The sequence below is a fragment of the Vibrio sp. genome (genome assembly GCF_038138445.1).
GTDB lineage: Bacteria > Pseudomonadota > Gammaproteobacteria > Enterobacterales > Vibrionaceae > Vibrio.
In genome coordinates, this window is the sequence record NZ_JAYQDQ010000019.1 from 1 (window position 1) to 23,593 (window position 23,593).

The following is a 23,593-nucleotide window of genomic DNA, read 5'->3' on the forward strand; positions in this document are numbered from 1 at the left end:
AGGTTTTTAGCTGGTGCCAGCTTTCAGTTAAATGGGGTTTACCGCCAGCTTACAATCAAAGCGGCAACGGCAGCAAAACTGTATGCGCTGGTGACAATTCTTCTTTTCATTCCATGCTCATGAAGTAGGCTGTCAATGTCAGTGTGGTGTACATGCTCATAAGCCATTATTGCATGAGGCTTGGCGCAATATTGTTCAAGAGTTTTCGGTGGCGTCTGCTTATCTGGGTTGAAAAAGCAAACATCTTGATCAGTCAATATTTTGGTTTGAATCAAATCAGACTCGTTACTGGTGAGTTCTGGAGTCAAAACTAAATCAACATCCCCCGCTCTTAGTAACGAAGCCCACTTTTTCTGGGTACGAGCTGGTGCAATATGTAAATGACTTAAAGGCGCCTGCGTTTGAAACTGGTCAAACATGGGTTTGATGATGGTCTCAATTTCGTAATCATTGGCGGCGACAATAAAGCCTTTCTCATCGTGGGAGGGATCATAAGTTTGTGGGCATGAGAACTCCTGCATTGCAAGGATAATCGCTCTTGCTTGCCCAACTAGGTCATTGGCTTTTGGTGTCGGTGCGATACTGCGTCCACAGGCAACAAACAACTCATCGTTAACGATCTTACGTAATTGATTGAGTCCATGACTCACCGTCGATTGCGTTACTCCCATACTTGCTGCTGCCTTAGTAACGGATTGGTGCTCGTAAACGCAAATAAACATACGAAGTAGCCGTCCATCAAGTGAAGAGTAATCGAAAGTGTTCATAGGTAATAGAGAACTAATGAAATTTGTTGTTGAATCTGTTATAGCATGATTTTCTGAAATCAGACAAGTAGGCTTTTCTTTAATAATCTTTTAAGGGCTTGATTAGGTTCTGTTGAGCATAGAGTTGTCGTGTATATGTTCTATGATTTCAATCCATTTACAAAAATAATGATTTAATCCATTCGTTTAACTCTGCAATAGTCAATAGTGCGAGTGTGAGTAGGCTTGCTTATGGAGGCGCTTTTTATCTTCTAGTTGATTTTTCAAAAGCTTTAGTAGGTGTTAGTTATGAAATGGTCTTTGGTAATACTCTCTCATTTTTTCGTTGCTTGTTTTACTATGCCGGTACCTTATGCAGGTTCCCACGACTCAGAATCCGCAAGTCTAGACGAACAAGGTATTGAACTCATCGATGTTGAAGATATCGATTTCGAACAGCAGAATGAGGCTTCTTCTGAAGCATACAAAACAACTACGACATACGTAAGGTGTTGGTATCGAGCATCTGACAGCCTAGAAAAGCCTAAAACTAAATGGAAATGGGCATTAGATGACAAGGGTAAGTACTTTCGTTTAGAGGGCTATTGGTGGTCTTCATATAGCCCCAAAAATATGTTTTACACGAATACAACTCAAGAAGAGATAAGAGAAGTTTGTGAAAATACTCTAGAAGACAAAGTACGAGGGTATGAGCACGCGGATATTCGTTTCTATGCCTCTGATCACAGAGGATCATACAACCACACAATATGGACTAACGATAAGAAAATTAACTCAGCATCCTTTAATCGTATTGTCGCTTTTGGCGATAGCATATCCGAGACAGGGAACATTTATAATGCTTCACAGTGGCTTTTCCCCAACTCTAATTCATGGTTTGGAGGGAATTTCTCCAATGGTTTTGTCTGGACAGAGTATCTTGCTGCAAATATGGGTATTCCCCTCTATAATTGGGCTATTGGAGGAGCAGCTGGTTCTGATCAATATAAGGAGTTGAAAGGTGTTTCATCACAAGTCGATTCTTATGTATCTTATATGAAAAAAGCCAAGAATTATGATCCTGAGTATACTCTCTTTACACTTGAGTTCGGCTTAAATGATTTAATGAACTACAGAAGGGATGTCTATAAAATAAAAGCGGATCTGAGCCGGGCCCTAACTAAGCTTACTGAAAATGGTGCGAAAAATATTCTTATGCTGCGATTGCCTGATGTGTCTAATGCACCTCTGTTTAAAAAAGCACCGGATGAGCGTAAGATGCAGTTAGCCAAAGATATCGGTGAACTCAATGAATTTTTTATTCAGCACACAGGGCACTATTTGGCTGATAGGGTGAATGTTATGCTCTTTGCTGCTGATGAGGTTATGAATGATCTGTTAAAGAATCCTACCAACTATGGCTTTGAAAATTCGAGTGATGCATGTCTTGATCTAAAAGGAGACTCTCCAACAGGCTATTTTTTTAATCATAAATTAACTAAAGACTGCATGGAAAAGGGTTCTGATAAATATGTCTTTTGGGATGTAACCCATCCAACCACTGCAGTGCACGAGTTTCTTGCCAAAGAAGTCCTCGATCGATATCAGCTCATACAAAATTAAAATATGTAATATCAGTTCAATGTAATTCTTTTAACTCTAGAATATCAGGGCTTTGGTAAATACCAAGCCTTGTTATCTATCGTGCCAATTTTCAAATAAAAGTGGTGCTATAGGAGAAGCATCTATGTATAGTATTAAGCAGTTGAACATTGGGTAATATGGTAGATAAGTATGATTAACTGCATTGTATTTGACTTTGATGGAACCTTAGTTGACAGCGAATATATAAATAACTTCGCACTAATGAAAATTTTCCAACGTTATGGTATTGAATATGATGTGTCTGTATCTGCTCAACGTTATAAGGGCTATAAGTTAGCAAAAATTATTACAGAGGTTGAAGAAAGAAGCGGTGTGGCTGTTGATACGGATTTTATTGATCATTATCGGGAACTGGTGGAAACATATTATAGTGAACGTTTAGAGGCTATGCCGGGCGTAAAATGTTTTCTTGATGCGAATGATCTTCCCTTATGTATTGCTTCAAGTGCCCCAAAGAAAAAAATCTTACATGGCCTTGAAGTGACTGGCTTATCGAATTATTTCAGTGAACAGACAATATTTAGCTCATATGAAATCAATAGTTGGAAGCCGGAGCCAAAAATTTTTTCTCATGCAGCTTTTTCGATGGGCGTTGAGTGTAACCACTGTATTGCAGTTGATGATGCAGATATTGGTATTAAAGCAGCGGTCGCGGCTGGAATGAAGGCTTGTTATTACAACGTTGATGGCCAAGTACATGATGATGATAATGTCATTTCGATTTCACATATGTCGGAGCTTTTTAAATTATTGTCTTAAGTTTTCACATTATACTTTTAGATGTCGTTCAAATATAAAATAAAGTATATTTTTATAGTTAATACGGCGGATAAATATCTAGCTAATCATGTTTACAAATAGCCATTGATGGATCAGATTGCTATTTCTATATCAAGTAATACAATTCCCTTTATTTCATCTAGGAAATGTAATGTCATTGATAAAGGTTGAACATTTGGTAAGTAAGTTAGGTCTCAAACCTCATCCAGAAGGTGGGTATTTCAGTGAATCTTATCGCTCTAATGAAATTATAAAATGCCAACCCGAGAGGTTTATGGGTGAACATGTCTATACCACCTCGATATATTATCTTTTGCAGCAAGACAATGTGTCTATGTTTCACCGACTTAAACAAGATGAGCTTTGGCATCATTATGTAGGAAGTAGTGTCGTGATACATATTTTGCACCCAGAGGAGGGGTATCAGAAACGAATTCTAGGCTGTACTTTTGAAGACGAGTTGGCTGATTATCAAGTAGTAGTTCCGCAAAACACATGGTTTGCTGCAGAGGTGAAAGATAAAACGCACTTTTCTCTGGTCGGGTGTACGACAGCACCTGGTTTTGACTTTTCCGACTGGGAGTTAGCCAATCCAGAAGAATTGACTCAGCAATATCCACAACATCGCAGTTTAATAGAAAGAATCATGATCACTCATGAATGTTCCCTTGCGTAATAGAAAAAACCCGTACAATGGGCAGACTGTACGGGTAAATAAGGGCAACAATTTTTATTTAATTTTGTTCGTTTGGAGGTTGTTGGCTAAATATCCATATCCAAACTGTTATAAAGTATTCGTGACTCTTTGGAATAACTTCGTACCAGTGTAACCAACGTTAACTAAAGTAACACTTCTGTTACTTTTGGTTAAATGATAAATATGAAATTATAAATTTCATTTGTGAAAGCAATATTTGGTAGACAGCTCTCTAAGAACAGTCTAATTTCCTGTCCTTACGTCAGTTTACCTAAAACCGCGTTTACAACTTTTTTTGAATAACCGAGAACAAGGGCGATGATTGGTACTGGATTGGGTCTGGTTCGCCTTTTTCCTGCGCTTTCCAGTAATCCCAACCTACAGCCTTTGTTGCGCCTAGCTTATAATTCATGCCATCCCACTCATCTTCACGAAAGGAGTAAAATGCCCAGTGTAGGTTATTTTTGTCCAAAGCCTTGATGTCATCATCCAAGTAAGTTGCGCAATTGTTGAGTTTTCTTACGCACCCAAATTCACCCGCTAACAGCCTGTTCGTCGGAATTCCATGCGCTTTTGCCCAGCTAACAGGGCTATGTAAATATTCGCTTACCTTATCTGCGTTCCACATTACTTTGGGCTGATTAGCAAACGGTACTAGCCCAGGATATTGATATGGTTTTTTTCTCCTGAGGTTATACGAGCTCGTTGCTTGGTAAGGTTCGTACATATGGAAACTGTATAAAACCTTGTCATCACTGAGCGCTTTATTCCAATAGGTAAAACTGTCTGCTGTAGCGTACCAGCCAGCATCAACCATAATGGGCGTGGCGGGGTCGACCTTTCTTATTGCCTCGATAACTTTTTCGTAGAAAAGAGGTAAATCACGACTTCCTCCTTGATTTATCCTGTACCAAGTCTGCATTTCTTGATGAGATGCATGTTCTTGTAATCCACCATTTTTCTCTGGGGCAGGCTCGTTAACGATATTATAAGCGGCGATGTAAGGGTTATCTTTTAGCTTTGAAGCAAGATCGACCCAAAACTCTATCGCCTTATTCCAATTATGTTGATCTTCGAATAAGCGACCATCATAGCGACGTCCATTATTTTGTGACCAGCGCATGAAAGGCAATGATAAAGGTGTAATAACGACTTTGAGTCCTGCTTTCCCAGCCTTATTTATCTCGTTTACCAATACATTGAGATCTTGCTGGACTAAGCCCTGATAATCGTCGGCATTACCTATTAGGAAATCACGGTGATCTGATTTCCATTTGTCATACGCTAGGCGAACCCAAGTCGCATTATATGCTTTAAGGTCTGGATACAATTTTTCGGTTGCCGGCATTCGATTGAACACATTGGCACCGTGTTGCGGGGTGTCCCAAAAACTTATCAAATCCCCCGCTGTAGTGGATTGAACCGAAAGGCAGCTTAGTGCTAGTGCCATAGACTTAATTACATTTTTTAACATAGATAAACCATAGTGAGTGGTAGGAACAAGCCCAATATTAGAGAGTTGGTGGCAGGGTTTGTCCCCTATATGTCACTATTGGAATACAAGTTTATTGTTCTATAACGTAACCACCAGAAAACAACCGTTTCATGTTTAATTTTTTCTTTCCAAGGTTATTGGAGAAAAAGGTATAGATATTCTTTGCACGTACCCAACTTTAATGCCTTGCTGATATTCGTATACCGATACAGAAGCGCTTAGATGCTTTGCTTTTTGGTATTGACTTACTGGTATTGGCGCTATCTTAGCATCAATAGGTATTTTACTGCCTAGCATGGCGTAAGTCGTATCAAACCATTGCCACGATGAGAGTGCTTGACTGCAGCTGTCAATTGATTTTGGGGGAAGAGTATGAACCGTATTTGCTGTGCTGTCATAGGTAATCCAGCTTTTATTGTTTGGCATTGTGATGAGCAGCAAGTAAGGCTTTTGATTGATATTTAATGTGTAGATACCAGCCATGGGTTTATTCAGCATTTCTTCTGTTTCAAATTCCTGATATTCAGTCTTTTTAGATAAACTGGTATGCAGGAGTATTTTAGAAGAGGGAGATATTAGTTCGACTATGCTGTCTCTTGTGGTACCTTCGGCCGATAATTTAATCTGAAATCCCTGTGATGATAGGCCCGAACGTCGTATGAAGGTGACACTGATCTCTGCGGGAAGAGACTTATCACGGTTAAAAAGCTCCTGACCACAAGACGTTTGTTTGAGGATCTCTTGCTTTGCTGGTAGCCAATATTGACTATCAATATTGTTATTGCTTATGGCTAAGATAAGCTCCTGCCATGCGAGTTGAGGCTGCTGGTTGACAAGCGCTTGATACACTGGTTGAAGAGGCGTGTCCGCAAACCAGCTCGCTTGTGCACTATGGATTTGGCTAAAAGTAGAAAGCGCAATTAATAGGGTTTTTCTCATCATAATGCTTTATTAAGCCGATAGCCGACTCCACGGTGAGTTTCAATATTGAGCACAGGTAGTTTTTGCCTCAAGCGCAAAATATGATTATCTACTGTCCGAGTACTTGGGAATGCTTGATAGCCCCATACTTTGTTAAGTAATTCATCTCGATGGAATACTCGTCCTTGATTCTGGATAAGTAAGACCAATAGCTGAAATTCTTTTGGTTTGAGAGAAACGGCTTGATCCTCAAATATGGCTTGTCTTTTGGCGAGGTGTATTTCGATACTGGAATAATATATATAACTTTCACCCAAAGGCCTTAGCTGGCTTGCAATTCGCGCCAAAAGCTCTTGGTTTGAAAAAGGCTTAGTGACATAGTCTTTTGCACCCGTCATTAGTCCTTCTATTTTTTGCTGTGTTTCAACTTGAGCGGTGAGTATGATGACGGGTAGAGCTTTTAACAATAACCAAGTAGGAAGATGCTTTAAGCTGTCTCCATCACTGAGTTGCCTGTCAAGGATAACGAGATCGGCTTTATACCAGTATTTCTCTGCCTTACTCGATTCTTGAGCCCACAAGCACTGGTATCCATTAGACTCGAAAAAAGCCACCAGACCTTGGCCAAGTAAGATGTCATCTTCAATTAAAAGTAATGTTTTCATAGTGGTAGGACCAAAATACAGCGAGTTGGGTGACGATAAATTTTTAGTTTACCACCCATCATAGTTATTAAATGCCTTACAATACTTAACCCAATTCCCATGTTGTCTGAATTTGGTTTGGTCATAGCTCCGTTGATAAAGCGTGATATAACGCTAGGAAAGTCTCCTTGGTCTGATACCTCTATTTTAAGTTTGTCAGTCAAAGTGACTGCAACCAAAATGTCTCCTTTTCCATGTTGCTTGGCATTTCTCACTAAGTTATCGAGGCAAATTGAAAGCCAGTAAAAGGGTAAACTTAGCTCTCTATTCTGGTTAAGTTGATAAGCCACGCCATGTTTCTCGCACATATGATCTAGCCAATCCATGATATAGGCACTTTGTTCTAACAATTGATGGGAGCTGTGTGTGCTTAAGTAGACTTTACTGTTTTCTGTGAGTTGGGTCAGTCTTTGGTGATCAGAGACTAGCCTCCATACTACTTGTTGAGTTTCTTCTGTTAACTGTTCAAATTGATCACGCAGCATTTCAACAGTCAACCCTAAGCTGGTAATCGGTGTACGAAGTTCATGAGTGAGTAGCTGCAAAATAAAGCGTTTCTCTCGGTTTTGTTGTCGTTTTGAGTATACACCTTTACCAAATAAAAATAGCAGCATGAGTGAAATGTAGACCGTTAGAAAACGTTGTAGCAACAGGGTATTGTTTTGCTGACTGATGCAGAGGTTACTATATCTAAGCTCACAACTTGGACCTGTAAATGTGATATTTAATTCATGGGCAATAGGGCGCCATGTTTTACTGGGTATTGCTTTCCAGCCTTGTTCTGCGATCAGCCACAGTGTGTCATCTTCCATCCAAGCTCGATACCCATTAAGCAATGCTTCTCTTCCCTCAACAGAGAGGGTTGAAAGAGATTTATATAGGGGATGTCTTGAGTCATAGAGAGTTAAATAGCGCCTTAGGTTATCATCTAGAACATTTTTTGATTTCATAGACAGATAGCGCTCTAAAAAGCTACCACCAGCGGGATGTCTAGATTCATGTTTGACGAACCATGTATCATCAAGAGGCTGGTTGTTACAAAGGGCAAGCTCAAACTCGGTCGCAGTTGACAGATGTGTTTGGATAGGGCCGATAGCTTTACAAGTTTTTGAAACCTCGTATAAAAACTGGATATCCTTCCAAGAGTAGTGTTCAAAATCAGGATAACGGGCGCTTGCTCTAAGTAGTTTCTGCGAAAAAAGATTGAATTGCTCAGCGGTTACGACGAGCGAACCTGCTTGCCAATTACGCTGATAAAACGATTGCCACTGCTCTTGTACACTTGTAGCTAAACAAACACAAGGAAATAAAGCCGTGAACAAAATCGTTAGATGGAAGGCACGCATTCCTATACTCGATTGAGGAGAAGTTAATAGATTTTATAGGATAAAGAATAAAAATTGTAACCTATGTGTCAACAATGGTTCGTTTACACACTCTCTATATCAGTCGAGTTCAGTTTTTACGTGGTGTGATAATCTATAGTATTTATAGACAGTCAGATAGCTACCGATAGAAAAATCGGTAGCTATACAGAGTTTCAACATTGATACACCAAGCAATTTAATCTTGGCGATTGTTGTTTTGCTGTCTACTGATACTGACTCTTAATTTTATCTAATTCACCCGATTGCGCGATTTGGTCAAGGCCTTTTTGTAACTTGTTGACATATTCATCTGGAGTGTCTGGACTCAAACTATAGTAAAGCTGTCCTTCACTGAGAGTGTATGCAACATTAAACTTACCTGGATCAACGTTTGCAGACTTCATTAGATAAGTTGCGACACTCTGTTCATAGGCCAACATGTCAATTCTACCTGCGGCAAGTTGTTTTATTAACAAGTCGGCGCCTGGTGATACTTTCATCGCAGAAGCTGGGACACCTGCTTTTTTCAAAAGTGCTTCTCCAACATCGTCCCTAACCACGCCGATTTTGTATTTACTTAACTCCGATGGGTCGCTAATGGTGACATTTTTATTTGAAAAAACGACAACTTTTGTTGCGATAATTGGACCTACCCACTTAAACTTAGACTCTCTTTCTTCTGTTCGGGTTGTAGCAAAAAGCGCGACCTTCGGACCTTTCAGCGCAGCGTCATACCCACGGGCCCATGGTTGAAGTTTTACTTTACTGCGTGATACTGGCTCGCCTACTGCTTTAGTTGCCGCCTCTAGAACATCAACAGAAAGTCCTTTTAACTCTCTGTTTTCATTATAGTTAAATGGAGGATAGGATTCGGTAATATAGTTAAGATCATCTAGGTTATTTGCAAAGATAGATGCAGAAAAAAACGTACAAATAAACAGCAGAACTCTCATGGTTGAACCTCATTTATTGGTTAGTACACAATGCAGTATAGTTGCTTTTTATAAAACCAAGTGGGGTGATGAAATATCTGAGGGTAATTTAAAAGAATTGACTGATACTATTTCATTGTTTATTCGTAGTGTGTCGTTCATCTACTGCTACTGAAAGTATTAAGAGTATTATTGTGGATTAAACATCGGCGGATCAATACCCATTATCTCCTTATATTCTCCTGACTCAACCAAAGCTTCTAATCCTTGGGTGAAGGCTTCATTTAATAGCTTACTTCTTTCTGCGTCTTGCAGAGAGTACATTATAAACATCTCGGTCTCCATAATGGGTTTAGGGTGAATATGTAGATGTTCTGTTTGGTCGTGGGTAAGTAGAGTGGCGAGCATGTAGCTCCCGCGCTTTGACGCTGCTGGGTAGGCATCGATTCTGTACTTAGCTAGTTTGATATAGTTGGTTTCATCGGAGTTGGCAATTTCTAGGTTAACATTCTCAGATAGAAGATAATCTGTAACCGTAAATGCTTGAGTAGCTCCAACCCTGTAGTTGTTTAAATCATCTATGTCTTGCCAATCAAATTTGCTTTCCTCATGGTAGATAAACATCACTTTCTCTAAAAATAGAGGGGGAGAGAACATAAAAGATGATTCACGCTCCACTGTTCTAAACCAAGGAAATGTTCCATCATATCGTCCCGATTGAACATAGCGATATGCTCGAGCCCATGGATGGTGATCTATGGTGACCCTATACCCTTGGGTTTGATAAGCTGCTCTGACTAACTCTTCAGATATTTTGTATTTTGGGTTACTAAAGCTACTTGTATAGGGCTCCCATTCACCAACAACTAACCTGACAGACTTGTTTGTCTGACTAGCTGCGATCATATCTGAGGACAAGAAAAGTAGAAGTGTAACAAGTAACTTAAGCATATAGTGTGTCTCTGTCGCCCTTAACTTCAAAGTTAGCTGAAAAAAGAAGCTCAAGTGAGTTTGATTATGTTTATTGTTTTATTTTTATAAAAAACAATACATTATATTTTTCTAGAGGATGGTCCAAATAGGCGTAATCCATCAATCGATGCATACTAGGAATGTCAATTAGACAGTCTGCATCACTAATTTAGGCTAATTTCAAAGACTTGGTTCATAATTATACAATCTTTCATATAAATAGGTTCGACAGTGGGGCGTTGGAGAATTTGGCTGGTAGTTTATGCTCCAGCACTAGCATGGGCAGGTTTGTCACTTCTTGAATTTAATTGGTGGGTAGAGAATATTGTTTCCTATCCTGGATTGTTTTTGATTGTATATTCACTATTGACGCTGCTAATGATGTTAGGCCAAAGATGGGCTCCAAGTGCAATATGTATTGTTTTGGCTGGTGCGTTTGGGTTAATGTCCCCTAAGCCATACGAACATCTCGTTTCACAGTGTGCTAATTCTGTATCTATTATTCAGTACAATCTTTACTACGAGAACCCAAGTATCAACTCTTTTATTAATTACTTGTTGACCAAGCCTGCGGATTTGGTGGTAATGCAAGAAGTTGCTCCGGAAGTTGGGGAAAAGTTGAAGCTACTAGATGATGTTTACCCCTATTCTTATGGGGGACAGGAAGGTGTGGGCTATCCTTCGAGTCAAATGATTCTTAGTGTTTCCCCTTTAAAAAATATGTCGGTATTCAAAACTCCCGACTCTCAGAGCATTATTCGCGGCACTTGGCATCCGAACCGTCAGGCTCCCATTTCTCTCATCGTAGCTCATCCACCATCCCCACGGACAGAGGAGTTATGGTATCGACGTAATGCTCTCATCAAAACTATTGAATCTTTACTTGCTGTATACCCAAGTGATGAAGCTCTTGTGGTTGGAGACTTCAATTTGTCTGCAACAAGTTTACGCTTTGCTAGGATGCTTCCAACTTTTCAGAAAGCACCTGTGGCGAGTTGGCCGAACTGGATTGCGTCATTTAGAGCACCGACTGCCTCCATGATAGCCATTGATCACCTATGGCTGCAGTCGGTTAACGCTGGCAGGAAGATATGTCAGCGGCGCAGTTTGCCAAGGCCAACGGGGTCCGATCATTTGTTAGTCAAGACTGAAGTTGGCTATTGAAATCTCGAGTAACTATTTGCCGGCCTCCTATTATCGATTACCTTGGGGCTGGCCTATACAAAAAGCTACACCGGCGAAATCTTAATATAGTCCCTAGCTGTTTTTTATACTTGTTATTCAGCGACACCGCCCTGAGTTAGTTTAACTGGATCAAGTAAGCGCTCAAGAGTTGCTCGGTCGAGTTCAGTTTCTTGTTCCGCCACATCAATAATTGCTTGCCCATTCTGATATGCTTTTTTAGCGATCTCTGCTGCCCTCAGGTAACCTATCACTGGGTTTAATGCGGTAACAAGGATTGGATTTTTTGCCAAAGCAACTTGTAAGTTGTCCTCACGGACAGTGAAAGAAGAAATGGCTTTGTCTGCTAACGCTAAAGCACTGTTAGCAAGCAATTGGATACTTTCTAATATATTATGTGCAATAACAGGCAGCATTACATTAAGTTGAAAATTGCCTGACTGACCAGCGATGGTAATAGTTGTGTCATTACCTATTATCTGCGCTGCTGACATTGCAACGGCTTCAGGGATCACTGGGTTTACCTTGCCTGGCATAATTGAAGATCCTGGCTGAAGGCCTTGAAGTTCAATCTCACCTAAACCCGCTAATGGGCCTGAATTCATCCAGCGAAGATCATTTGAAATTTTCATCATCGACACAGCAGCGGTTTTGAGTTGCCCTGAAAGCGCGACAATAGCGTCTTGACTGCTGAGATTATAAAAAAAGTTGCTGCTTGATGTGAAGTGTAAACGTGTCGCTTGAGATAAGTTATCAGCAAATGCAGAGGCAAACCTTGGATCTGCGTTAATCCCTGTGCCTACGGCGGTACCACCTTGTGCTAGGGCCTTTACATTAATAAGGCTTTGCTCAATACCTACTTTCGCTTGCTCAAGTTGATACTGCCAGCCACCAAGTTCTTGATCAAACGTGACGGGCATTGCGTCCATTAGGTGAGTTCGGCCTGTTTTGGCAAGGTGTCCAATCTCATTTCGTTTGCTTTTTAATGCGGCAATGAGGTGATTTAACGCTGGAATAAGCTGTGCTTCGACAGACAGTGCACAACTGAGTTGGATCGCGGTGGGGATAACATCATTACTGCTTTGCCCCATATTAACATGGTCGTTTGGATTCACATCTCCGCCAAGTGTTTCACTTGCTAAGGTTGCAATCACTTCATTGGCGTTCATGTTGGAACTGGTTCCTGAACCAGTTTGAAATACATCGATAGGAAACTGGTCTAGATATTGACCATCAATAATATTTTGAGCAGCGTTTGCAATTGCATTGGCAATATCACCTTCCATCAAGCCAAGTTGTGCGTTAGTCAGAGCCGCAGACTGTTTGATGTAGGCTAGTGACTGGATAAAAGAGTTTGGCATGGTGTGACTACTAAAATGGAAGTTGTCTACAGCTCGCTGTGTTTGTGCTTGATAAAGTGCATTGGCGGGTACTTTTACGTCACCCATACTGTCTTTTTCAATACGAAATTCTGATTGAGAGGAGGTTTGTGTCATGAGAGATCCTATAAATTTAGTCAAGCGGCATGCGAATACGCTGCAAGTTTTGCTGTAGTTGTAGAAACTTTTTATCACCATCTTCTAATTGGTGGTAATAACGTTTTAAGCATAAAAGAGGTGTATGGATGGCATCTAAGCAGACTCGACGAAATACTTTACCTCTACACGGATCTTGAATAGCATCAATCAGGTGAAAGTAGACTTGGCGCAGATAGAATTCGCAGAGCAAAGTATTTTCGTGTTCAGTGCCTTGCTCATAGAAGGATGAAAGAGTTATTGCTGAATGTATATATTCATGAACGATATCGGGTTCAAACCCATAAGGGGTATAGTTATCTACAAACTTGTCTTGAGCTTTAAAGAATGCATTGTAAAGCGGTTTTTGTGAATCCATACTGACCTCTATTTTTTGTAATGATAATTATTATCGTTTTGGTGGTTATAATCAACCTTGTTTGTTATATCTATATCACAAGAGTGTGACTGAGCGCATTTAACCGATACATAACTATCTAATAAATCAGGACTTACTATACAGTTTGAGCACTAAATATAGACGCTATTTTTGGTATCTAGGTTTGTTTTGAATCATTGAAAAATCGAATTTTTGGCATGACTTACGGTAAGCAGGGATTAAGGTCTTTGGAATACTATCGATGGCAATCGGTTTGGTTAACCGACAATAGGTTAAACTATAACATAGCTTAGAGCAGTAAATTGATGTGTTAGAAGCTCACTTGTTAAGCAAAGATTCGTGTGAGTTTTAGTAAATGATTGAGGAAAGTCTGTGCTTACGAATAAAAAACTGACATTTGCGACGGCTAATCTTTTTAATTTTATTGAGCCACCTGGTGCGTTTTATGATTTTGAGAATATTTATACTGAGCAAGAGTGGAAAAATAAATATCGCTGGACAATGGAGGCCATCAAAACCTTAGATGCTGACATCATCGCCGTTCAAGAAGTGTTTAGTATAGACTGTATCAGAGCCATGTTGTTGAAGTTGGGGTTTAATTATTTTGTGAGTGTCGATGAGGCGCATGTAGAAAATGAGTATATCCATAGCCATCCAGTTGTTGCTTTGGCCTCGAAATACCCAGTGTTACATTATCATGCTGTGACGACCCCAATTAGCATGCTTGAAGGGTATGGCATTCAAGATTTAGCATTTAGCCGTCAGCCTATCTATGCAGTGGTTGATATCCCAGATATTGGACAAGTGGCTGTATACGTTTGTCACTTAAAATCACAGCGAGAAACACAGGCAAAACCAGACGCAAAAACTCATTCTATTCTGGGGCAATGGCTGTCGAGCCAACAGCGAGGTTGGGAGGCTTTGATGATTAGGATAGCCATGGAGCAGACCTATAGTAAAAAGCCTATGCCCACAGTGCTTATGGGAGATCTCAATCAGTCTATAAATAGTGAGATGGTGGGTTTGCTGACTAAACCAATAGAATGTGAAAGTCACCATTTAATATTGCGAGATAGTTGGGACATTATTAATCCAGACCTTTCCAGTACTTCTCGCCCAGCAACACACTATCATTTCTCCACTGGTAAGGTACTAGATTACGTACTGCTTTCTCAAGAGTTTCAGGCAAGCTCACACTGCTCCATGGCCGATATCATCCAGTACCGAACCTTAGATTCTCATCTCATTAGCCCTTGTTTTGAGAAAGATAATCAAGCCAGCGACCACGCTTTTATTGCGGTCACTGTGCAGTTCGTTCTATGACAGCCTATAAGGTTATGGCAGAAGAGACAATATCTTCTGCCTATATTGCATTTAGTTAGTGAACTCTGTTTCCAGCTCTTGTTCTGCTAATGCGAGCATCTCAAACTCTTCCTTTGCAGTTGAAGCTACAAGATTGTGCCTGCTATAAAGCAAGTAATAAGCTATGCCAATGATATATAGGCCCAGTGTCATGAAAAAAGCTGGCGGGGAAAAGGCATAGACACCCGTCATAGCGACCAAAGATAAAAACAGAGCAATACTTGGTGTCACTACACCTCCTGGGGTTTTATATGGGCGTACCAGATTTGGCTGCTTGTAACGCAGGAGTATATGACTTAGTGACATGAGGGCATATGACACTGTGGCACCGACTACGGCCATTGCGAGTATAAGATCGCCTTCACCTGAAAGTGATACGGCAAGTCCCAAAATACCCGGTAGGACTAATGCTTGAGCAGGCACTTTGTTTTTATTGGTCAAGGATAAGCCTTTGGGGAGGTAACCTGCTCGAGATAGAGCAAAGACTAAACGGCTATAGCCATAGATAATAGAAAAGAAAGAAGCGATAAGCCCGGCAAGGCCGAGTAAGTTGACTAAGGTCGCTATAGATGAATAACCACTTATATTAAGAGCGTCGACTAATGGAACTGGGCTATCTCCTATCACTTTGGCACCGACTGCACCGGCAAGTAGAAACACAACGAGTGCTGCTGTAAACAACAGAAACACCATGGCGCCTATGATGCCCTTGGGAACATCCTTTGCTGGATTCTTAGCCTCTTCGGCAGCAAGCGGTACTCCTTCAACTGCCAAAAATAGCCACATTGCGAATGGAAGTGCGGCCCATACTCCATACCATCCCATAGGTAAGATTTGTGTTGCTTCATAATTTTCTGGTGAGATATCAAAAAGATTATTGACGTCGAATTGCCCAATCAGGGCGACAGCGGTCAGTAAGATGGCAATAACGGCAAGAGCGCTGATTACCATCATAACTTTTAGAGCTTGGCCGATACCAGAGAGATGAATAGCAATAAAGATAGAGTAGAAACAAGCGTAGACAATAGGGCCATCAATACCGATCAGTTCGTTGACTGCGGAGCCGATAAAAATCACTATCGCTGCCGGCGCTAAAGCATATTCAATTAATACGGAGAGCCCGGTTATATAGCCGCCCAAAGGCCCCATTGCTTGCCGAGCAAAACTATAGCCACCACCTGCTGTTGGTATTGCAGCGGACATTTCAGCGAGGGACAACACAAGAGTGAAGTACATCAAAGCCATAGCTATGGCGGCAATCAGAAATCCTACCCAGCCAGCTTGAGCAATGCCAAAGTTCCACCCGGCAAAGTCGCCGGAAATAACATACGAAACACCTAGACCTGCAAGTAAAATCCATCCTGCAGAACCACGCTTAAGCTGTCTCTTAGCGAGATAATTCTGACGTTCATCAGACATGATAATTCCCTCTATCATTATTTTTTGGGTGAAGTTAAAAAGTTGGTTGAAGACTGGTTTTCGAGTGTTTGGCTGTTATCATCGCCACTACGATCTTTTAAATCTATGCCTGATACTTGTCTCTTAAGTGACTCATTGAGCAAATAATAGGCCTTCTGGCAGGCTTCTTCATATCCAAGGCCTTCAGGCCTTATGTTTGAGATACAGTTACGGCTCGAGTCTTGTTTTCCTCTAACCGGTTGCCAAGTAATATAAAGGCCCATGCTATCGGGCGAAGTTAAACCGGGGCGCTCACCAATAAGAATTAAGGTGATTTTTGCTTTAAAGCACTCTCCAACATCGTCTCCACAAGCCACTCGTCCTTGGCTAACAATTGTTATCGGAGCCAGAGTCCAATTGTGTTTGGGGTCTACACAAAGAAGGGAGATCAATCGATCAATCACAGGCGCTGCATGGTTTTGTATCGCGATAGATGAGAGACCGTCAGCGATTACAATTGATAAGTCGTAGTTGGTTTTATTCGTATCGTGGTAGTTTTGGATTTTTTCCCATGACTCTTCATCGAGTTGGCGACCTAAGTCGGGTCGCTGTAAATACATGAATCGATTAGAAACCTTACTGCTTACGACCATGGGTAAATCAGGTGTGTGTTCGTTAATATTTTCTTTCGTGCCAAGTTGTTTCACCAAGTCTTCTATATTAAGTGCCCTATGTACTGCGTCTTTCGCTCGTGCGTGATCAAGCTGAAATGCGAGCATTTCATGAGTGGGTATGCTAGTTCCTGCTCGCCCAAGTGCTATCCTAGCAGAAGTAAACTGGCGCAAAGATTGCCAAGGGTTATCTGTGACTTGTGGTGATGCTTTATCATTTTGGGTAGGGTTGTTAGCCATTTGCCTAATCCTTACTTAAAGTAGGAAGCGAGGCGGAAAAAGGTTTCGCTATACCTTGGGTGAGAACAACTTTATCTATGTCATCAAAAATGTGCATCTTGATGAGCCACTGCTCGAACTCGGGGGCGGGTTTTAGGCCAAGAACTTTCCTCGCGTACAATGCATCATGAAAAGAAGTCGTTTGGTAGTTAAGCATGATATCGTCAGAGCCGGGTATCCCCATGATAAAAGAACAGCCCGCGACACCAAGTAATGTCAGAAGATTGTCCATGTCGTTCTGATCAGCGTAAGCATGATTGGTATAACAAACATCGCATCCCATTGGCAGACCAAGCATCTTGGCACAAAAATGGTCTTCTAAACCTGCACGTATAATTTGTTTTCCATCGAATAAGTATTCGGGGCCAATGAAGCCAACTACGGTATTAACTAAAAGTGGGTCAAAATGTCTTGCAACGGCATATGCTCTCGTCTCGCAAGTTTGTTGATCTACACCAAAATAGGCATTAGCGGACAGGGCTGTCCCTTGACCAGTTTCAAAATACATGCAGTTGTTACCTACCGTGCCACGGTTTAGAGAAAGGGCGGCTTCATGGGCTTCTTTAAGGATACTAAGATTAACTCCAAATGCTTGATTAGTGCCTTCTGTTCCACCAATAGATTGGAATACAAGATCAACCGGTGCGCCTTTATCTATTGCTTCGATAGTGTTCGTCACATGGGTAAGCACGCATGATTGAGTCGGTATTTGATAGTGTTGAATCACTTCATCTAGCATTCCAAGCAATCTGATGGTCTGTGGAACATTATCTGTCGCTGGATTGATACCTATTACAGCGTCACCATTGCCATACATCAAGCCGTCAAAAATAGTGGCGGCTATGCCATCCAGAGAGTCTGTTGGATGGTTGGGCTGCAATCGAGTTGATAGTTTACCGGGCAGGCCTATAGTGTTACGAAAAGCTGTCTTCACATGGCATTTTTTAGAGATCGCGATAAGATCTTGGTTGCGCATTATTTTACTAACAGCTGCGACCATTTCTGGTGTTAGACCGAGACGGATTTTACAGAGTGTATTGTGATCGGCTTTGTCACTTAGTAACCAGTCACGAAAATCTCCCACTGTTAAATGAGAAATGGGGGCAAAGGCTTCCTTGTCATGAGTATCGACAATGAGGCGTGTAATTTCATCATCTTCATAAGGGATAACCGATTGTTGCAGAAATGCTTTGAGCGGCAGTTCTGCTAGTGTCATTTGAGCAGCAACACGTTCTGTTTCTGAGTTAGCACTCACACCAGCTAAAGCATCCCCTGATCGTTCTGGAGTCGCTTTGGCCATTAAGTCGGCCAAAGAACGGAATTGGTATATCTGGTCTCCTTGCTGCCAGCGATACCTTGATGTCATTATGCTCTCCTTTACCTCTGCGCGGTTGTGTATTTGTGCTTGATGCGAATGATTCGATCTGCGTAGTAAACAACTGGTGCAGTTAATGAACCAACCATAGATTTTTTAGAGTTACAACCAATTAAAAACTATAAATATCAATAACTTATAAGAATGCCATGCATGGCCGTTAAGAATAAAAAAGTGGTGACATAAAAACTGAGATAAGTCTCTTATTTTTCTTATCTCAGTTGCCATTGCATGCTGTTTGTTACAAGAAGTGTATGATTGAATTGTTTTAGCGGGATTTATGGCGGTTTATCAGTTCTTCTTATTTACGGTTAACAAATATTGGACTATCTGGTTGCAGCGTTTTCTGGATAGCTTAGTGCTATCGGACAGGTAGTAAGATTTTCGCTGTAATAGTTGATCTGCAATAAGCTTTATCTCGACTGGAAGGTGCTGTGTCGTTCTAAAGTAGAGGTCATCTATAATCGCAGGTGTAGCATCAAAGTCCCTCAAGCAGTAGATCATTTTCTGATTGATGACACTACGTTTTAAAAGCTGATTGTGCAGCTGCGTTTCAATTTTGTGGTCAAAACTTGAGACTGGCAAGTCAAACAAACGAGCAAGCCACTGTTTATTCTCCATCCCTTTGCTATATGAAGATACATTTGTATTAAGCCCCTGATACCATGAGTGTAATACTTGATTTAACATGTAGTGCTTAACCCATATTTCACATTCCTCGGGGGATAGTTTGCGGATAAAACGCCACACAGAGGCTTTAATAACACGAGGAGCTTTTTTGGTGTGCCAAATCTTTTCACTAAGGTATTGAGTATCATGCTGAATGATTAAGGTGTTATTGGGGGAGAGCTTTGATAGCCAGGGTCCAGGCCTTTGATAAGATTTGCTAGTATTCATTACAACTTTTATTGACTTGTCTAATGGAAGCGAAAAGTGAGAATGTCGACCTAAAGAGTCAGACATTGCAGTAATTGAGATAATCTGCATCTTTGTATTATTTTGATATAGAGATGGCATCAGTAAACCATGCAAAGCATAGTCTTGGTAAATGAAAAGTCTTGAATTATTGAAGAAATTTACGTTTGATAAAAATATGCCATAAATGCAACTATTATGTATGCGAGTGTTCGATGATTGAGCAAACAGGCTAAATCATGGAGGTCTATAATTTGATTTAATTATTTTTCTACAGTTCAGTGGGAACAAAAAAAGATAGCTTCATCATAATTCATGTTTTTTCTTGAAAATAAGTCGCTATTTTGAAACAAGGCTCTTTTTTTAATGGCGCCTTTTTTGGGGAAAGCTCTATATTTTGATATGTGTAGCGTATTTATATGTCTCTAGCAATATTACTTGTCATATGTTCCTGATATCATAAATAAATGTGGTTGGGTTATGTTTGCCTAAAATTTGATCGGGGGGGGCATATGAAAAGCAACAGTGAGCAACTGGCTATATTAAGAGATAATATCCAGTTTGGTTTGCATCAAGGGAAAGAAACTAAAGCATCATTAAGCAGAAAAACGGGTATTACTCGCTCTACAATATATAAAATATTGGATGGTAAAGTAGAACGCGTGCAAGCTGCGACGGTTGAGAAAATTGCAGATTTTTTTGGGACTACTTGCTACATCATTCAGAATGAGTCCCTTGAATCGCACTTTATTGGCTCTCCTTTAATGTCTATTGATGGCAATAAAAATCCTATCGCTGTCCCTATATTGACCGAGCATGAGTTTGTGCTGAAAGGAGACCATTTTATTAGTGAAATGGTCACTGATTACCCATTAACTTACCATTTTTCTCAGAGCAAGAATGTTGTGGCTATTCAAATAGGAACCTCACTATCTCGATATTACACAAGAGGTAATCTATTGATCATCGATCGCTCAAATCGTCATGTAGAACTGTCTAACAAATTGATTGTTCGTAACGGTTATTTATGTTCAATACCCTCTGATGAACCATTAGAGCGCAATGATTACTTTTTTGGCAGTATTCTTGAGGAGCGCTACTGTGTTTAACAGCAAGTACAAGTTAATTGGCTTTAGCGAAAACCCTAGTATGACTGCAAGCATTATGATAAAAGGTACGGGTAAAGTTGTTGATATACCACCTGCTGAACTATTAAAAAGTGATGTTGCAGATGATCTCAATCGTAATGAGTTGGTTGAGGTTTGTAAGAAAGCATACTCAAAATCGAGCTTTGAAGGCGCTTATGAATTAGAAGACCGCCATGAAAACTACTGGATGAGTTATTCATTTTTGGTTTTATGCCTTTGCTCGCTTTTTACTCTATCGAATCTTACAGGTATCAAACCGATAGAAATTTTCAACACAGGTTTAGTTGTACCGATAGCTATTTTTCTTTACCCAATATCATTTATTTTTGTTGATATTTTAAACGAATTTTATGGTCTTCGGTTAGCAAGAAGAGCGATTATTAAGTCAACAACGGTTAACGCTGTCATTCTGGCATTTATTTATTTGTCAACGCTTGTTCCTAGTATCGAGCCATGGAGAGTGATGGATGAACAATACTTAACACTTGTTGCGAGTATGATGTCAGTTTTTGTCGCATCACTTAGCTCATATTTTATTTCTGAGAATGTTAATGCATATATTTTGAACAAAATTAAGCGGATAACAAATTCTAGATGGTTAGCGGTTAGGGTTATTACAAGTACGAGTATAGCTTCAGTAGTAGATAGTGCTTTGTTTATTGGCATTGCGTTTTATAATGTGATACCTAATGATGTGTTATTGGTTATGTTTTTTAGCCAAGTATCCATTAAGGTACTTTATGCCTTAGTTAGCGTAGGGCCTATATACTATGCCAGAAAGTTGTTTGCTCGGTTAATCAATGTCAAGGAGTCATAATCAATGGCAATCTATAATAAGAATCTAGGCAAAAAGACAGAGTATGTCTCTCAATATAAACCAGAATTGCTTGATCCAATTCCGAGAGCAAGAGGGCGTGCTGAGATTAAGGAGCGCATTCAGGCTAACCATGTTGGGTTCGATTTGTGGACAGCTTTTGAGATTTCTTGGCTCAATAACAAAGGTAAACCAGTGGTAGCTATTGGAGAATTCGTCATTCCCCATACATCGGATAACTTGATTGAATCTAAGTCTTTTAAACTGTACCTCAACAGCTACAACCAAACTCGATTTGATTCTCAAGATCAGGTTATGCAGCAAATGAAACAGGATCTCAGTGAGGCTGCAGAAGCCGAAGTATTGGTATCTTTTGTTTCTGTTGATGTACCTCAAGAGACGTACGTTGATAAAAATGTATGTTGTATTGATGGACTGGATATTACAGTAGACTCATTTGATTACAATGAGGACTCTTTGTTAGGGTGTACGGAAGATCAATATGTTACAGAGTCTCTTTGCTCTCACCTCCTTAAATCTAATTGCTTGGTAACCAACCAACCAGATTGGGGCAGTGTTTATATCCGCTATACAGGAGCAAAAATTGATCACGAGGCATTACTGCGTTATTTAATATCATTCCGTGAACATAATGAATTTCATGAGCAATGTGTAGAGCGTATCTACTCCGATATTAAACGCTGCTGTAAGCCGGAGAAACTCACCGTTTTTGCTAGATATACAAGGCGAGGTGGGCTTGATATCAATCCTTACCGGAGCGATTTTGAAAGCGAGATATGTTCAGCAAGAAACCCTAGACAATAAATAAGCTCATACTGCTTTATTGTCTATAACATGGAAGTCAAGCCAACTGACTTCCATACAGCCATGGAGTGGAGTATCGCTGTCACCGCATGCATCACTCTTTCTAAAGTAACTCAGAAATTAAAATGAATGATAAGGCTGCAGACTAGGTTTAAATCAGCTCTTTTTTCGTTTATGTCTGATGTTGCCTATACTTAACACAGGACAAACTGGGCAAACCTGTCGTGAGGCGGGGACGCAAAGTGACAGCACAGCATTAGCTTTAGGGGAACCTGACTATGCTTACACTACCCACTTCATTAACTAATCAATTCAAACAGTGCATCCTAACGACTCGGATTTTGAAAAAAGAGTCGGTGCCATTTCATCAGCTAATTAATGGCCTAAATGGCTATTCAGGCCTTTTGGCTATGACTAATGAACATCTTTTATGCTGCTGTGATAAAGCGACACTGAACGAATTTCGTGAGACAGGAGTACTCTTCAGTGGCCATTTGTTTAAACTCAATGAGCTTGACGCATTGACTATTACGGAGGCTCCAGTGTTTGCTAATGCTACTAAAGGCATCAAATAGTGTAGTCAATGAGTATTCTACTACTTTCTAACTTTTAGCTTCTTTGAGCTGAATATGGCAGTTAGGGAGGGTGTTGTACCATAGAGTAAATATTCTGAATATTTTGAGCAATAGCTTGAATTTTTGTTTTAACCATCTGATTATAAAGGCTTTAAATCTGAAATTTGCTGAATTTATGTGATGGGGCCGCATCTGCTTTGGACTAGTCCAGCTGAGTTTTTGGTGGGTAGATAAAAAAGCGAAAAACAAAACTTCACATGTATTCATGTCACAATATTCCATCAAGCGTTTATATTGATGGAGTCTAATTCAGCTAGGAAAATAAATATGATAACAATAGAGCGTAATGAGTCCTTGTTTCAGAACATGGTAAGCCACACTGATAAAGATGATTCAACAGTTGGTGTGACTATATTTATGGGAGAGAAAATTTTAACAGGAGAACTCATATCTGAACGCCGGTACTTTGAGCTAGTTAATGAACACCTTTGTGATAGTACAGAAAATCTGGCTTTTGATTGCCAACTGGCATTGAACACCAATAATTCCGGTGACAGCCAATACTTTCACCTAAAGAATGCGATTTATATCGATTCTAATGGTCGTTCTATGCCAGCAGAAGGATGCCTCCTTCGAGGAAGAGTGTCGGGTGTGCAGGCTGTTTCTATTGGGTCATGGTTGTTGCCAAAGGGATAAGTGTACATAGCCGCATTGGTGTCGTATCGAGTCCGTATACGAGCTGAGGTTTATCTTAGTATATTTGATTCAAACGGTCGTATTCTTTTGGTGCTTAAAGCCGTTAAAAACTATTATAAAAATCGACTACTGAATACAGGTACTCTTAACCCCAAGAAAC

General features: G+C 40.3%; 23 protein-coding genes. 10 read left to right on the forward strand and 13 right to left on the reverse strand.

Annotated features, from left to right (window positions below; translation table 11 throughout):
• Positions 1 to 38: 38 nt before the first annotated feature.
• Positions 39 to 767: a LysR family transcriptional regulator gene (locus AAFM34_RS07460; protein ID WP_341661478.1), complete on the reverse strand. Its 729-nt coding sequence runs from the start codon at positions 765 to 767 to the stop codon at positions 39 to 41.
• A 288-nt stretch (positions 768 to 1,055) separates the two neighbouring features.
• Between AAFM34_RS07460 and AAFM34_RS07465 the strand changes: the two genes are divergently transcribed.
• The 3 genes from AAFM34_RS07465 (at position 1,056) to AAFM34_RS07475 (ending at position 3,867) form a co-directional block, all read left to right on the forward strand.
• Positions 1,056 to 2,369 (forward strand): SGNH/GDSL hydrolase family protein, encoded by a 1,314-nt coding sequence (locus tag AAFM34_RS07465; protein WP_341661481.1) that lies wholly within the window; start codon positions 1,056 to 1,058, stop codon positions 2,367 to 2,369.
• Positions 2,370 to 2,540: 171 nt separating this feature from the next.
• A complete protein-coding gene (locus AAFM34_RS07470; protein WP_341661483.1) occupies positions 2,541 to 3,170 on the forward strand; it encodes an HAD-IA family hydrolase in 630 nt (209 codons plus the stop codon).
• A 172-nt stretch (positions 3,171 to 3,342) separates the two neighbouring features.
• A complete protein-coding gene (locus AAFM34_RS07475) occupies positions 3,343 to 3,867 on the forward strand; it encodes a cupin domain-containing protein (protein ID WP_341661485.1) in 525 nt (174 codons plus the stop codon).
• Between the two features lie 304 nt (positions 3,868 to 4,171).
• On the opposite strand, the gene AAFM34_RS07480 is transcribed toward AAFM34_RS07475, so the two are convergent.
• The 6 genes from AAFM34_RS07480 to AAFM34_RS07505 all read right to left on the reverse strand — a co-directional run bounded on the left by AAFM34_RS07480 (position 4,172) and on the right by AAFM34_RS07505 (position 10,258).
• Entirely contained in the window at positions 4,172 to 5,362 is a 1,191-nt protein-coding gene (locus tag AAFM34_RS07480; RefSeq protein WP_341661487.1) for a cellulase family glycosylhydrolase, read from the reverse strand.
• A 135-nt stretch (positions 5,363 to 5,497) separates the two neighbouring features.
• Positions 5,498 to 6,325, reverse strand: coding sequence for a DUF2861 family protein (locus tag AAFM34_RS07485; RefSeq protein ID WP_341661489.1), 828 nt, complete (start codon positions 6,323 to 6,325; stop codon positions 5,498 to 5,500).
• Positions 6,322 to 6,969 carry a response regulator transcription factor gene (locus AAFM34_RS07490; protein ID WP_341661491.1) on the reverse strand — a complete coding sequence of 216 codons (648 nt, stop codon included), beginning with the start codon at positions 6,967 to 6,969 and terminating at the stop codon, positions 6,322 to 6,324. The genes AAFM34_RS07485 and AAFM34_RS07490 overlap by 4 nt, the downstream gene beginning before the upstream one ends.
• On the reverse strand, positions 6,966 to 8,354 hold the full coding sequence (locus tag AAFM34_RS07495) for a DUF3404 domain-containing protein (protein ID WP_341661493.1): 1,389 nt from the start codon (positions 8,352 to 8,354) through the stop codon (positions 6,966 to 6,968). The genes AAFM34_RS07490 and AAFM34_RS07495 overlap by 4 nt, the downstream gene beginning before the upstream one ends.
• A gap of 245 nt (positions 8,355 to 8,599) precedes the next feature.
• On the reverse strand, positions 8,600 to 9,328 hold the full coding sequence (locus AAFM34_RS07500) for a transporter substrate-binding domain-containing protein (RefSeq protein ID WP_341661495.1): 729 nt from the start codon (positions 9,326 to 9,328) through the stop codon (positions 8,600 to 8,602).
• Positions 9,329 to 9,496: 168 nt separating this feature from the next.
• A complete protein-coding gene (locus AAFM34_RS07505; RefSeq protein ID WP_341661497.1) occupies positions 9,497 to 10,258 on the reverse strand; it encodes a transporter substrate-binding domain-containing protein in 762 nt (253 codons plus the stop codon).
• Positions 10,259 to 10,510: 252 nt separating this feature from the next.
• On the opposite strand from AAFM34_RS07505, the gene AAFM34_RS07510 reads away from it, so the two are divergent.
• Positions 10,511 to 11,443, forward strand: coding sequence for an endonuclease/exonuclease/phosphatase family protein (locus tag AAFM34_RS07510; RefSeq protein WP_341661499.1), 933 nt, complete (start codon positions 10,511 to 10,513; stop codon positions 11,441 to 11,443).
• Between the two features lie 113 nt (positions 11,444 to 11,556).
• On the opposite strand, the gene AAFM34_RS07515 is transcribed toward AAFM34_RS07510, so the two are convergent.
• Positions 11,557 to 12,957: a class II fumarate hydratase gene (locus AAFM34_RS07515; RefSeq protein ID WP_341661501.1), complete on the reverse strand. Its 1,401-nt coding sequence runs from the start codon at positions 12,955 to 12,957 to the stop codon at positions 11,557 to 11,559.
• Positions 12,958 to 12,973: 16 nt separating this feature from the next.
• Positions 12,974 to 13,354 carry a hypothetical protein gene (locus tag AAFM34_RS07520; RefSeq protein ID WP_341661503.1) on the reverse strand — a complete coding sequence of 127 codons (381 nt, stop codon included), beginning with the start codon at positions 13,352 to 13,354 and terminating at the stop codon, positions 12,974 to 12,976.
• 393 nt (positions 13,355 to 13,747) lie between these two features.
• Between AAFM34_RS07520 and AAFM34_RS07525 the strand changes: the two genes are divergently transcribed.
• A complete protein-coding gene (locus tag AAFM34_RS07525; RefSeq protein ID WP_341661505.1) occupies positions 13,748 to 14,698 on the forward strand; it encodes an endonuclease/exonuclease/phosphatase family protein in 951 nt (316 codons plus the stop codon).
• Between the two features lie 51 nt (positions 14,699 to 14,749).
• Here AAFM34_RS07525 and eat read toward each other — a convergent pair whose 3' ends face one another.
• The 4 genes from eat to AAFM34_RS07545 all read right to left on the reverse strand — a co-directional run bounded on the left by eat (position 14,750) and on the right by AAFM34_RS07545 (position 19,357).
• Positions 14,750 to 16,156 (reverse strand): ethanolamine permease, encoded by a 1,407-nt coding sequence (gene eat, locus AAFM34_RS07530; protein WP_341661507.1) that lies wholly within the window; start codon positions 16,154 to 16,156, stop codon positions 14,750 to 14,752.
• Between the two features lie 17 nt (positions 16,157 to 16,173).
• The gene (gene eutC, locus AAFM34_RS07535) at positions 16,174 to 17,046 is read right to left on the reverse strand and encodes an ethanolamine ammonia-lyase subunit EutC (RefSeq protein WP_341661509.1); all 873 of its coding nucleotides are present in this window, start codon (positions 17,044 to 17,046) and stop codon (positions 16,174 to 16,176) included.
• A gap of 4 nt (positions 17,047 to 17,050) precedes the next feature.
• Positions 17,051 to 18,451, reverse strand: coding sequence for an ethanolamine ammonia-lyase subunit EutB (locus AAFM34_RS07540; protein ID WP_341661511.1), 1,401 nt, complete (start codon positions 18,449 to 18,451; stop codon positions 17,051 to 17,053).
• Between the two features lie 300 nt (positions 18,452 to 18,751).
• Positions 18,752 to 19,357 (reverse strand): hypothetical protein, encoded by a 606-nt coding sequence (locus AAFM34_RS07545; RefSeq protein ID WP_341661513.1) that lies wholly within the window; start codon positions 19,355 to 19,357, stop codon positions 18,752 to 18,754.
• A 530-nt stretch (positions 19,358 to 19,887) separates the two neighbouring features.
• Between AAFM34_RS07545 and AAFM34_RS07550 the strand changes: the two genes are divergently transcribed.
• The 5 genes from AAFM34_RS07550 to AAFM34_RS07570 all read left to right on the forward strand — a co-directional run bounded on the left by AAFM34_RS07550 (position 19,888) and on the right by AAFM34_RS07570 (position 23,433).
• Positions 19,888 to 20,484 (forward strand): helix-turn-helix domain-containing protein, encoded by a 597-nt coding sequence (locus tag AAFM34_RS07550; protein WP_341661515.1) that lies wholly within the window; start codon positions 19,888 to 19,890, stop codon positions 20,482 to 20,484.
• On the forward strand, positions 20,477 to 21,340 hold the full coding sequence (locus AAFM34_RS07555) for a queuosine precursor transporter (RefSeq protein ID WP_341661517.1): 864 nt from the start codon (positions 20,477 to 20,479) through the stop codon (positions 21,338 to 21,340). The genes AAFM34_RS07550 and AAFM34_RS07555 overlap by 8 nt, the downstream gene beginning before the upstream one ends.
• Positions 21,341 to 21,343: 3 nt before the next feature.
• Positions 21,344 to 22,162: an NADPH-dependent 7-cyano-7-deazaguanine reductase QueF gene (queF, locus tag AAFM34_RS07560; protein ID WP_341661519.1), complete on the forward strand. Its 819-nt coding sequence runs from the start codon at positions 21,344 to 21,346 to the stop codon at positions 22,160 to 22,162.
• Positions 22,163 to 22,440: 278 nt separating this feature from the next.
• On the forward strand, positions 22,441 to 22,737 hold the full coding sequence (locus AAFM34_RS07565; protein ID WP_341661521.1) for a hypothetical protein: 297 nt from the start codon (positions 22,441 to 22,443) through the stop codon (positions 22,735 to 22,737).
• A 327-nt stretch (positions 22,738 to 23,064) separates the two neighbouring features.
• On the forward strand, positions 23,065 to 23,433 hold the full coding sequence (locus tag AAFM34_RS07570) for a hypothetical protein (RefSeq protein ID WP_341661523.1): 369 nt from the start codon (positions 23,065 to 23,067) through the stop codon (positions 23,431 to 23,433).
• Positions 23,434 to 23,593 lie beyond the last annotated feature (160 nt).